This window comes from Sandarakinorhabdus limnophila DSM 17366 (assembly GCF_945882885.1).
Classification (GTDB): Bacteria; Pseudomonadota; Alphaproteobacteria; order Sphingomonadales; family Sphingomonadaceae; genus Sandarakinorhabdus; species Sandarakinorhabdus limnophila_A.
In genome coordinates, this window is the sequence record NZ_CAMCWT010000065.1 from 1 (window position 1) to 11,492 (window position 11,492).

Here is an 11,492-nt window from a genome sequence, read left to right on the forward strand (position 1 = left end):
CGAATGAAGCTGCCGGTAACGATGATTTCGCTCTCAACAGCCTCTGTATTGGCCGTTGCCTGGGGCGCCGCCTGTGCAAAAACCGGGCTGCCGATAACCGCAATAGTGGAAAACAAGGCAACAGCTGCACAGCTGTTGCGAAGGCGCATCACCCCCATCAATCTTCTCCCCAAAATGGCCATCGCCCAGCCTTGGCTCCAACCGTGGAGTGGTCCGGGTCGTGACAAAAGGAGAGTGTTTAACCTTTGCGTGTCGCCGTCAAGAGGCGGCAAGCAAAAGGCAAAAGCTGTCTGCACAACAGCAGTGTCTCTGCTGCAACAGTCCAAAAGACTGCTTCAGCCCGCACCGTTGCCACTACTTGGCAATACTGCTGATGATTCAATAACTTTCGGCTTCGTAAACGCGGCTGATGTCGCCGCCCCATGACCCGCTGTAGAGCGCCAGCAGCCGATCGGCCGTGGTCATGCCACTGGCGACAATCTGGCGCAGCGGGTTGAGGAAGCCCTGTTCGGTATCGCCGGCGTTATTCAACCGGGCGCGGGCGGCAAGTCCAGCATCTGAGATCTTCAGCACTTCAGCCGCCAGATCCTTCAGGGTACCACCATTAGGACTGGCCGCGCCCAAAGCCAGCGCCGGCACTTCCCGGCGCAGGCGATCATGGTCTTCCGGCGTCCAGTGCTTGACCAGATCCCACGCTGCATCCAGCGCCGTCTGATCATAAAGCAGGCCGACCCACAGTGCCGGCAGCGCGCAGATGCGATCCCAGCGCCCGCCATCGGCGCCGCGCATTTCCAGATAGCCCTTCATCCGCACTTCCGGGAACGCAGTGGACAGATGATCCTTCCAGTCACCCAGCCGCGGCTTCTCACCGGGCAGTACCGACAATTTGCCAGCGAGGAAATCGCGGAACGATAGGCCGGCTGCGTCGATATACTTGCCGTCGCGATAGACGAAGTACATCGGCACATCGAGCGCGTAATCAGTATAATGTTCGTACCCGAAGCCATCTTCGAACACGAAGGGCAGGATGCCGGTGCGGGCCGGATCGGTGTCGGTCCAGATATGGCTGCGGAACGATTTGAAGCCGTTGGGCTTGCCTTCCGTGAACGGCGAATTGGCGAACAATGCGGTGGCGATTGGCTGCAGCGCCAGGCTCACCCGGAATTTCTGCGCCATATCGGCTTCGCTGCCATAATCCAGGTTGGTCTGGATCGTGCAGGTGCGCAGCATCATGTCGAGGCCAAGGCTGCCAACACGCGGCATGTGGCGCAGCATGATGTCATACCGGCCCTTGGGCATGATCGGCAGTTCGGCGCGCGTCTTGTCGGGCCAGAAGCCCAGGCCAAGGAAACCTAGGCCCAGTTCGGCGCCCAGCTCGCGGCATTGCTTCAGGTGGCGGTTCGATTCCGCACAGGTCTGGTGCAGATTTTCCAGCGGGGCGCCCGACAGTTCGAACTGGCCGGCCGGTTCCAGGCTGATGTTGCCATCGGCACCCTTCAGCGCGATCACGTTCCCGCCTTCCAGGATCGGCTCCCAGCCATAGCGCGTCATCGCCATCAACAGGTCGCTGATGCCGCCAGCTTCGCTGTACGACGGCGCGCGATGATCTTCGGTGCGGTAAACGAATTTCTCGTGCTCGGTACCGATGCGCCAGGCGTCGCGGGGCTTGGCGCCGGCGTCGAACACCGAAACCAACTGGTCGCGCGATTCGATGATAATGTCATCGCCGGCGGAAGTCACCTTGTTGCTCATGCCTTGCGCCTTAACGCCGTTGCCCCGTTGGCGCAATGAAGCGGCCCTGTTGCGATTTCATTGCAGCGTTCGGGTTATCAGGCGGGGCACTCATCGTGGCGAAGGTGTCATTCTGCCCCTTGCCATAATGTCATGTTTGCCCACATTGGCCGCCATGAGAGTTGCAATTTTGTTGATTCTGGCGCTGCTGCCGCTCACCGCCTGTGGCGTGGAGCAGAGCCAGGCTGCGCCAGTGAAGGCCGATGACCGTTGGGGCCATCTGCCGCCCGATCCGGAACGGCCGCAACAGGCCGAAAGCGCCAGGCCGCCACGCGGCTGATCCCACTGCAAAGCGGCAGGATTGCGCTGCAGCGCTGATCTGGCATCCTCCCCGCCTTTCGCAGGAGGAATTGGCCATGCATGATCTCGTGATCCGCGACGGCACCATCGTTGATGGCAGCGGCAATCCACGCTTCACCGGCGATATCGCCGTCGATGGTGGCCGCATCACGGCCGTGGGCGCCGTTGCCGCTCCGGGGCGCGAGGAGATTGACGCCAAGGGGCTGATCGTCACGCCCGGCTTTGTCGACATCCACACCCATTATGATGGCCAGGCGACTTGGGATTCGGAAATGGCGCCGTCGTCGTGGCACGGGGTCACCACCGTGGTGATGGGCAATTGCGGTGTCGGCTTTGCGCCGGCCAAGCCCGAAAAGCACCAATGGCTGATCGGCCTGATGGAAGGGGTGGAGGATATCCCCGGCACGGCGCTGGCCGAAGGCATGACCTGGGACTGGGAGACATTCCCCGAATATCTCACCGCGCTGGAAAAGCGGCAACGCACCATCGATGTCGCCACCCATGTGCCGCACGGCGCCGTGCGCGCCTATGTGATGGGCGAGCGCGGTGCCCGCAACGAAAAGCCGACCGCAGACGACATTGCGAAAATGGCCGAAATCGTCGCCGATGGCGTGAAGGCCGGTGCACTGGGATTCTCCACCAGCCGCACCATCCTGCACAAGAGCATCGATGGCGAACTGGTGCCCGGCACCACCGCCGAGAAGGACGAGCTGATCGCCATTGGCCGCGCCATGGGCAAGGTGGGCCATGGTGTGTTCGAAATGGCCAGCGATCTGAAGCGCGAGTGGGATGAATTCGGCTGGATGGCCGAAATGAGCCGTGAGACCGGCCTACCCGTCACCTTCACCATGCTACAGTCTATCGCCAAGGAACTGCCGTGGGAAGAGCAAATGAGCGAGACCGCACGCGCCAATGCAAATGGCGCCAACATCGTCGCCCAGATCGCCATTCGCGGCAACGGCATCTTGATGGCGTGGCGCGGTACCGTGCACCCGTTCAAGTTCCGGCCCAGCTGGCAGGCGATCGAGGCGCTGCCGTGGGAAGAGCAGTGGCAGCATCTGCGCGATCCGGCGTTCAAGGCAAAGCTGTTGGCCGAAGACAATGTCTGGCCCGAAACCGATGTGCTGCCGCTCCTCATGGCGGTCGCGATGGGCTGGCAGCTGCAGTTCGAAATGACGGAAGGCTTCAACTACGAGCCGACGCAAGCCGAAACCATCTTTGCGATGGCCAGGGCCGCCGGCAAGGACCCGGCTGAATATGCCTATGACCTGCTCAGCCGCGATGAAGGCAAGGGCTTCATCTATTTCCCCATCCTCAATTACGCCGATGGCAACCTCGATTTCGTCAAGGGCTTGCTGCACCGGGACGACGTGGTGATCTCGCTGTCCGACGGCGGCGCTCATTGCGGCACCATCTGCGATGCCGCCAGCCCGACCTATCTGCTGCAACATTGGGTGCGGGACCGGACGCGCGGCACGGTCACCCTGGAAAACGCCATCCGCCGCCAGTGCCACGACACGGCGAAGCTGTATGGCCTCAATGATCGCGGCGTCATCGCACCGGGATACCTCGCCGATTTCAACATCATCGATCTGGACCGGCTGCAACTGGGCAAGCCGTGGCTGGCGTTCGATCTGCCCGCCGGCGGCAAGCGCCTGCTGCAGAAGGCCGATGGCTATGTGGCAACGATCAAGAACGGCGAGGTGACGTTCCGCAACGGCCAGATGACCGGCGCCCTGCCCGGCGGCCTGATCCGCGGGCCACAGGCATCGCCCGCCACCGCTGCACTGGCCGCTGAATGATCCGCGCTGTCGCCGCCGCCCTGCTGCTGACCACGGCGGTGACCGCCCAGGAAGCGCCTCCCGGGGCCTTTGCGGAAAGCCGCGCTCTGCCCGGCCTCACCGCGCCGGGCGAGATCATCATCGACCGCGCCGGCATTCCGCACATCTATGCCGCCAATGCCCGCGATGGCTTTTTCCTGCAGGGCTATGCCGTGGCGCGGGATCGGCTGTGGCAGATTGATCTGTGGCGCAAACGTGGTCTGGGGCGGCTCTCGGCCAGTTTCGGCGCGCAGTTCGTCGCGCAGGACCGCGCCGCGCGGCTGCTGCTCTATCGCGGCGAGATGGCGGCCGAATGGGCAGCCTATCCGTCGCAAGCCAAGGTCTGGACCGAGGGGTTCGCCGCCGGCATCAACGCCTATGTTGCCGATGTGGAGACCGGCCGCGCGCCGCTGCCCATCGAGTTCAGCGCCACCAACACCAGGCCGGAACGCTGGCAGGCCGACGACGTGGTGCGCATCCGTTCCAACGCACTGGCCAGCAACCTGACCAGCGAAGTCGTTCGCGCCCGCGCCCTGTGCGGCGGCGACCTCAAATATGAACCGCTACGCCGCGAGCTGGCGCCAGCGCACACGGTGAGCATCCCCAAGGGGCTCGACCCGTGCAGCATCCCGGCCGACGTGCTTGATGATTATGCGCTCGGCACCGGCGATGTGCGTTTTGATGGCCAGAAGATTGTGGTGGCCAGCCTCGATCCCGACATCCAGGAAGGCAGCAACAACTGGGTGATCAGCGCAGGCAAGTCTGCCACCGGCCGTCCGATATTGGCCAATGATCCGCACCGCGCCCATGCCGTGCCCAACCTGCGTTACCTGTCGCACATCGACACGCCGGAACTGAAGATCGCCGGATCGGGCGAGCCGGCGCTGCCCGGGATCAGTTTTGGCCACAACGAGGATGTGGCCTGGGCGATCACCATCTTCGCCATCGATCAGCAGGATCTGGTGGTGAACCCCAAGGAGACGAAACTCACCGAAGTGCGCGAGCGCATCGAGGTGAAGGGCGAAGCCCCGCGCGAGGTGGTGCTGAAGTTCACAGACGACGGCCCGATCATCCACGAAGATCCCACGTCGGGCCGCAGTTTCGCCCTTCGCGCCACCTGGACCAAGCCCGGCGCGTCTGCCTATTTCAACGCCAGCTGGGCGTGGACGGCAAAGACTTGGGATGATTTCCTTGTCGCCCGCGATCATTGGGGGGCGCCGCCGCTCAATCTGCTGTTTGCCAATCGCGCCGGCGATATCGGCTGGGCGCCAGGCGGCTTCGTGCCGGTGCGCGCGGCCGGTGATGGCCTGCTGCCGGTGCCCGCCGGCAAGGCCCACCGCTGGACCGGGCTGCTCGATGCGAAACTGATGCCGGTGAAGCACAACCCGGCCGATGGCTGGATCGCCACCGCCAACGAAATGAACATTCCGGCCGGCTATCCGCATCTGCTTGGCCTGGAATGGGCAGACCGCAGCCGCATCACCCGCATTTCCGAAGTGATCGGATCGAAACCGAAATTCGGCCTCACCGATGCGATGGCACTGCAGAACGACCCGACTTCCCCCATGGCCCGCCGCGCCGTGGCACTGCTGCAGGGCCTTGCCGGCCGCGACGCCAATGAGCGTGGCGCGCTGGCGCTGCTCGGCAACTGGAATGGCCATGAAGGGCCGGATTCGGCCGCAGCGGCCCTCTATGAGATCTGGGCCGCCCGCCATTTGGCCGCAAGCGCGGTGAAGGCCATCGTGCCGGAAGCGGCCCGCCGCAACTTCGGCCGCACTAGCATCGGCAACATCCTGCCGGTACTGGAAGACGGTAAACTGCTCGGTCCCGATTCTGCCGCGCTGCGGGCGGAGATATTGCTTGGCTCGCTCGGGCTCGCCTTTGCCGAAACCGCCCGCCTGCTCGGCCCCGATCCCGCCACCTGGCGCTGGGGCGCGCTGCACCGCGCCGATTTCCAACCTTCCCTGCCGATCGCCGGCCGCGATGCCGAACGCCGCGTGGGCCCGGTGCCGATCGGTGGCAGCGGTTCCACCCCCATGGCGATGGGAACAGGCCCCGATTTTCGCGTTGTTTCCGGCGCGTCGGTGCGCGTGGTGATGGACGTGGGCGCGTGGGACAACAGCATGGCGATCAACACGCCTGGCCAATCCGGCGATCCGGCCAGCCCTCACTACCGCGATCTGTTCGCGCGCTGGGCAACACGCAATTACGTGCCCTTCGTCTGGAGCCGCCCGCGCGTGCTGCAGGAGTCGGAACGCATCATCAGCGTCACCCCTGGCCGTTGATCGCCTGCCAGACGGCAATGGCCGCCAGCGCCGCCGTATCGGCCCGCAATATACGCGGGCCGAGGCTGATCGGCACTGCGGCTGGATGGGCGCGGATGGCCTCGCGCTCCTGAACGGTGAAGCCGCCTTCCGGGCCGATCAGGATGGCGGCCGGTGCTGGCGCCTTCGCCTCTGCCAGTGGCGTGCCGCCGGATTCATCGGCAAAGATCAGAGAGCGGCCTCCGGGCCAGTTCTTGAGCAATTGTTCAAGTAGCAGTGGCGCGGGCAATTCCGGCACCGCCGTTCGCCCCGATTGTTCGGCGGCCTCGACCAGATGGGCGCCCAGCCGATCGAGGTTGGGCTTGTCCACCACGGTGCGCTGCGTCGTCACCAACTGCAGCCGCGCCACACCAAGTTCGCAGGCCTTCTCCACCAGCCAGTCGATGCGTCCCTTTTTCAAGGGCGCGGCGCACAGCCACAAGTCGGGCACTTGTTCCTGGTGCGCGCTCTGCCATTCGGCCACCAACGTCACCGCTTTCTTCGCCACGCTCGCCACCCGCGCCGCCCATTCACCATCCCGGCCATTGAACAGCCGCACCATGTCCCCAGTCTGGCGGCGCATGACGCTGCCGAGATAATGGGATTGCGGCTGATCCAGCGTGATAAGCGCACCCGCACCGAGTGCACCCTGCACATGCAGACGCGGCGTGGTTGACAAGCTGCGGTCGAATTCGCTCATGAGCAAAGTGGTTACGCCGCCTGCCCCTACCAACGCAACGCCAGACGCGGTCAAGAGCTGGATCGATCTGCTACCGGCGGGTGCGCAGGCCTATGCCCGCCTCGCCCGGCTCGACCGGCCGGCGGGCACCTGGCTGTTGTTCTGGCCGTGCATCGCCGGGCTGGCGCTGGCCGGCGGACTCCAGCGCGCGCCGTGGCTGGTGCTGTGGTTCGGTTTTGGCAGCATCGCCATGCGCGGCGCCGGCTGCGTGTGGAACGATATCGTCGATCGCGATCTTGATGCCCAGGTGGAGCGCACCCGCGATCGCCCGGTCGCCTCGGGTCGTATCTCCGTGAAGGCCGCGCTGGCCTTTGCGGTGGCGCTGTCGCTGATCGGCCTCGTCGTGCTGCTGCAACTGCGCGGGCTGGCCCAGATCGTCGCGCTAGCCAGCCTGATTCCGGTGGCGGCCTATCCCTTCATGAAGCGCATCACCTGGTGGCCGCAGGCCTGGCTGGGCCTCACCTTTAACTGGGGGGCACTGGTTGGCTGGGCCGCAATAGCAGCCCTCGACGCGCCAGCAATGTGGCTGCTGTGGGCCGGCGGCATCGCCTGGACGCTGGGATACGATACCATCTACGCCCTGCAGGATATCGAGGATGATGCACTGGCCGGCATCAAATCCTCTGCCCGCGCGCTCGGGCCGAAAGCGCGCGCCGGCGTGGCGGGCTTCTATTCGCTGGCGCTGATCCTGTGGGCAGCGGCCCTGTGGATTGTCGCCGGGCAGGCACTGGCCATGCTGGCGTTGCTGCCGCTGGCCGTGCAACTTGGCTGGCAGGTGGTGAAACTGGCCGATACCGCGCCGGCCAACGCACTGCTGCTGTTCCGTTCCAATCGGCTGGCTGGTGCACTGTGGGCGGCGGCCTGTGCGTCTGTGGGTCTGGCCTGAACGCAGCTGCGGGCCTGCCCCTGGGTTGGAACAGGCCCGCGCGCCCTGTTATTTGCCGACATCAGGCTGGCCCACCCATCACCTGTGTCGAACTGACCGAAGTGTCTCATGGCGCGCCGTCGTCTCATTGCACGAATTCGACAAAGAGACGCAGTGATTGGGCCGTGACAGCGGCAGCCCACCACCCTACATCTGGGCCATGCTGTCCCCTGATGATGCCCTCACCCGCCTTGATGCCGCCCTTGCTGCCGCCCGCGCTGCGGGGGCCGACGCCGCCGACGCGCTGTATGTCGGCGATGGCGCCACCTCCATTTCGGTCCGCCTTGGCAAGCTGGAGGATATCGGCCGCGCCGAGGGCGAGGAAATCGGTATCCGCGTGTTTGTTGGCCAGCGTTCGGCCAGCATCTCTTCTTCCGATCTGACGCCGTCGGCCCTGCGCGAAGCGGCGGAGCGCGCCGTTGCCATGGCGCGGCTGGCCCCCGAAGACCCTTATGCCGGCCTGGCCCCCGAAGATGGGCTGGCACGCGGACCGTTTGCGGAACTTGATGTCGATGATCCCACCGAGATCAGCGCGGCGGCCCTGAAGTTACGCGCGCTGGAAAGCGAGGATGCTGCCCGCGCCATCGAAGGCGTCATCAACAGCGAAGGCGCCGGCGCTGCAGCTGGGACAGTTGTGATGGCGCTGGCCACATCGACGGGCTTTCGCGGCGGCAAGAAATCGACCAGCCACAGCCTTTCGGCCAGTGTCGTCGCCGGCACGGGCAGCGACATGCAGCGCGATTATGCCTGGCACGCCGCCCGCTATCTGGCTGATGTTGAATCAGCCGAAGATATCGGCACCCGCGCCGGCCAGCGCGCCATCAACCGCCTGCACCCGATCAAGTTGCCAAGCGGCCAGATGCCGATCCTGTTCGATCCGCGCGTTTCATCAACGCTGCTTGGGCACCTTGTGGGCGCCATCACCGGCAGCGCCATCGCGCGCGGCACCAGCTTCCTGAAAGACAAGCTTGGCCAGGCCATCCTGCCCGCCGGCCTGTCGATCATCGATGATCCGCTGCGCCGCCGCGGCCTGCGCAGCCGTGCCTTTGATGGCGAAGGTTTGGCGGCACAGCGCACCGCCATCATCGAACAGGGCGTGCTGACTGGCTGGCTGATGGACGTGGCCAGCGCCAAGCAGTTGGGCCTCGCCCCCACCGGTCATGCCAGCCGCGGCACCTCTGGGCCACCGGGCGCCGGTACCACCAACCTGCACCTGGAAGGCGGCACAGCCACGCCGGCCGAACTGATGGCCGATATCAAGCAGGGCATTCTCGTCACCGAGCTGATCGGCATGGGCGTCAACGGCCTCACCGGCGATTACAGCCGGGGGGCCAGCGGCTATCTGATCGAGAATGGCGAGATCACCCGCCCCGTGGCCGAAATCACCATCGCCGGCAATCTGCTCGACATGTTTGCCAAGATGATCGCCGGCAATGATCTTGAATTTCGTCATGCCAGCAACGCGCCAACGCTGCGCATCGATGGTATGATGGTGGCGGGCAGTTGACCCCGCACAGCCCGTCGGCGCGCGACGCTGATCTGGCGCTGGCGGCCGAGATCGCTGCCAATGCCGGGCGCATCGCCATGGCGCATTTCGGCAAATCTCCGGCCAGGTGGGACAAGGCCGATGGCAGCCCAGTGTGTGCCGCCGATATGGCGGTGAATGATTATTTGAAGGGCGTGATCACAGCTGCCCGCCCGGATGATGGCTGGCTGTCGGAAGAAAGCGCCGACAGCGCGGCCCGGCTGGAACGCCGCCGGGTGTGGGTGATCGATCCCATCGACGGCACCCGCGATTTCCTGCGCGGGCGGACAGGCTGGGCCGTATCGGTGGCGCTGGTCGAAGCTGGTACCGTGGTTGCCGCGGTGCTCAACGCGCCGGCACAGGATCGGCTCTATGCTGCCGGGGTCGGGCGCGGCGCGACCTTGAATGGCAAGCGCCTCGCGGTGTCGGGCCTCGCCACGCTGGAAGGTGTGCGCCTGCCGATCGACCAGCCCAATCTCACCGCAGCCTTCTGGCCGTCACCCTGGCCCGGCACGGCCGTGGCCAAGCCCAACAGCCTGGCGCTGCGCATGGCGATGCTGGCGACTGATGAAGCCGACGCGTGGCTGGAAGGGCGCAGCATCGCCGAATGGGATGTGGCCGCCGCCAGCCTGATCCTGGCCGAAGCCGGCGGCGTGTTGACGGATCGCCACGGCGCAGCATTGGCCTTCAACCAGCCGCAACCGGTGATCCATGGCATTGCTGCCGCCACCCCAGCGCTGCACGGCGAAGTGCTGTCGCGGCTTGATCATGCGCTCAAGGCTTTCGCCGCCCGGCGGCGGGGGCTTGCCGCCTGAAATCACAGGCTTGCGCCGCCCTGCCCCGCGCCACATTGTAGGCGCTGGGGAGAGACAATGGCCGCACCACTCAAACGCCTGACGCTGGCCGCCTTTGCCGCGCCCTGCCTGCCGCTCACTGGCGTCGGTCTGCCGTTGATTGTCTATCTGCCGCCGTACTATGCCGGCACGCTTGGGCTGGATCTGGCGCTGACCGGCATCATCTTTTCTGCCGTGCGCTGGATCGATCTGCCATTGGATATCGTGTTCGGCCACGGGATCGACCGCACTGATACGAAATGGGGCCGCTTTCGGCCTTGGATGGTCATCGGCGGGTTGGTTATGATGGCCGGGCTGGCCCTGGTCTTTTTTGCCGAACCCGGTCTGTCACCGTTGCGCGCCTTTCTGGGCCTGTTGCTGATGTACGCCGGCTATTCGGCAGCGGCCGTGGCACACACCAGCTGGGGCCAGGCACTATCAACCGATTATCACGAACGCAGCCGCATTTTCGGCTGGTGGCAGGGCACCAACATGATCGCGTTGATGGGCCTGCTGGCGGTGCCGCCGCTGGTCAATGCGCTGGGCCCGCGCTGGGGGCTGGAGCCTTCGACGGCGCTGGGCGTGCACGCCATGGGCTGGGTGTTGCTGGCACTGATGCTGCCGGCGTTGCTGGCGGTGTCCACCGGTGTCCCCGATGGTGCGCCCCTCCATGGCTCCCCACATGGCTGGAGCGATGTGAAGACCGCATTGAAACGGCCTTTGTTGCAGCGACTGCTGCTGATCGATCTGCTCGCCACCCTGCCTGCCGGTTTTGGCGGTGCGCTGCTGGTGTTCTTCTTCGAAGCCGCACGCGGCTTTTCGCAGGCCGATGCACGCCTGCTGCTGCTGTTCTATTTCGCCGCCGGCCTGATCGGCGCGCCGCTGTGGGGCTGGGTGGCGCGACGCACCTCGAAACACATGGCGGTGGCCTGGGCGATCGGCAGCTATGCCGTGCTGCACATGGGCCTGGTGCTGGCACCGAATGCCGGTTTCTGGGTGGCGGCCGCAGGCATGTTGCTGGCTGGCATCCCGGCGGTGGCCCCGCCGTTCCTGGTGCGCGCCATGCTGGCCGATGTCACCGATGCCGAAACGCTCGCCACCGGGCGCAGCAATGCCGGGCTCTATTATGCCGTGCTGGTGGGGGTGCAGAAGCTTGGTTACGCGATACCGGTGGGCTTGGCCTATGCCGTGCTCGACGCCGTGGGCTTTGACGCCAAGCTGGGTGCAGCCAACACGCAATCCGCCATCGATGGCCT

At 65.3% G+C, this 11,492-nt stretch carries 10 protein-coding genes; 7 read left to right on the forward strand and 3 right to left on the reverse strand.

Annotation, left to right across the window (positions count from 1 at the left end):
* Together Q7O19_RS11730 and Q7O19_RS11735 are read right to left on the reverse strand one after the other, a co-directional pair.
* Window positions 1-182, reverse strand: a 182-nt coding sequence (locus Q7O19_RS11730) for a hypothetical protein (protein WP_303810699.1), incomplete at its 3' end; no start/stop codon positions are given.
* 196 nt (window positions 183-378) lie between these two features.
* On the reverse strand, window positions 379-1,752 hold the full coding sequence (locus Q7O19_RS11735) for a glutamate--cysteine ligase (protein WP_303810700.1): 1,374 nt from the start codon (window positions 1,750-1,752) through the stop codon (window positions 379-381).
* Window positions 1,753-1,906: 154 nt separating this feature from the next.
* Here Q7O19_RS11735 and Q7O19_RS11740 point away from each other — a divergent pair, with 154 nt between their 5' ends.
* The 3 genes from Q7O19_RS11740 to Q7O19_RS11750 all read left to right on the forward strand — a co-directional run bounded on the left by Q7O19_RS11740 (window position 1,907) and on the right by Q7O19_RS11750 (window position 6,196).
* Window positions 1,907-2,071, forward strand: a complete 165-nt coding sequence (locus Q7O19_RS11740; protein WP_303810701.1) for a hypothetical protein — start codon at window positions 1,907-1,909, stop codon at window positions 2,069-2,071.
* A 76-nt stretch (window positions 2,072-2,147) separates the two neighbouring features.
* Entirely contained in the window at window positions 2,148-3,893 is a 1,746-nt protein-coding gene (locus Q7O19_RS11745; protein WP_303810702.1) for an amidohydrolase family protein, read from the forward strand.
* Window positions 3,890-6,196: a penicillin acylase family protein gene (locus tag Q7O19_RS11750; protein ID WP_303810703.1), complete on the forward strand. Its 2,307-nt coding sequence runs from the start codon at window positions 3,890-3,892 to the stop codon at window positions 6,194-6,196. The genes Q7O19_RS11745 and Q7O19_RS11750 overlap by 4 nt, the downstream gene beginning before the upstream one ends.
* Here the strand turns inward: Q7O19_RS11750 and Q7O19_RS11755 are convergent.
* Window positions 6,180-6,914: a 16S rRNA (uracil(1498)-N(3))-methyltransferase gene (locus tag Q7O19_RS11755; protein WP_303810704.1), complete on the reverse strand. Its 735-nt coding sequence runs from the start codon at window positions 6,912-6,914 to the stop codon at window positions 6,180-6,182. The two genes, Q7O19_RS11750 and Q7O19_RS11755, sit on opposite strands and share 17 nt — an antisense overlap.
* On the opposite strand from Q7O19_RS11755, the gene ubiA reads away from it, so the two are divergent.
* The 4 genes from ubiA to Q7O19_RS11775 all read left to right on the forward strand — a co-directional run.
* On the forward strand, window positions 6,913-7,839 hold the full coding sequence (ubiA, locus tag Q7O19_RS11760) for a 4-hydroxybenzoate octaprenyltransferase (RefSeq protein ID WP_303810705.1): 927 nt from the start codon (window positions 6,913-6,915) through the stop codon (window positions 7,837-7,839). The two genes, Q7O19_RS11755 and ubiA, sit on opposite strands and share 2 nt — an antisense overlap.
* Window positions 7,840-8,038: 199 nt before the next feature.
* Window positions 8,039-9,385 carry a TldD/PmbA family protein gene (locus Q7O19_RS11765; protein ID WP_303810706.1) on the forward strand — a complete coding sequence of 449 codons (1,347 nt, stop codon included), beginning with the start codon at window positions 8,039-8,041 and terminating at the stop codon, window positions 9,383-9,385.
* Window positions 9,382-10,218 (forward strand): 3'(2'),5'-bisphosphate nucleotidase CysQ, encoded by an 837-nt coding sequence (locus Q7O19_RS11770; protein WP_303810707.1) that lies wholly within the window; start codon window positions 9,382-9,384, stop codon window positions 10,216-10,218. Before Q7O19_RS11765 ends, Q7O19_RS11770 begins: the two co-directional genes overlap by 4 nt.
* Before the next feature lie 57 nt (window positions 10,219-10,275).
* Window positions 10,276-11,492 (forward strand): MFS transporter (locus tag Q7O19_RS11775; protein ID WP_303810708.1); only part of this gene is annotated, 1,217 nt, incomplete at its 3' end.

Coding starts and splice junctions, on each gene's coding strand:
- Q7O19_RS11735 (WP_303810700.1), bottom strand. CDS start 1,752: ATGAGCAACAAGGTGACTTCCGCCGGCGATGACATTATCATCGAATCG.
- Q7O19_RS11740 (WP_303810701.1), top strand. CDS start 1,907: ATGAGAGTTGCAATTTTGTTGATTCTGGCGCTGCTGCCGCTCACCGCC.
- Q7O19_RS11745 (WP_303810702.1), top strand. CDS start 2,148: ATGCATGATCTCGTGATCCGCGACGGCACCATCGTTGATGGCAGCGGC.
- Q7O19_RS11750 (WP_303810703.1), top strand. CDS start 3,890: ATGATCCGCGCTGTCGCCGCCGCCCTGCTGCTGACCACGGCGGTGACC.
- ubiA (WP_303810705.1), top strand. CDS start 6,913: ATGAGCAAAGTGGTTACGCCGCCTGCCCCTACCAACGCAACGCCAGAC.
- Q7O19_RS11755 (WP_303810704.1), bottom strand. CDS start 6,914: ATGAGCGAATTCGACCGCAGCTTGTCAACCACGCCGCGTCTGCATGTG.
- Q7O19_RS11765 (WP_303810706.1), top strand. CDS start 8,039: ATGCTGTCCCCTGATGATGCCCTCACCCGCCTTGATGCCGCCCTTGCT.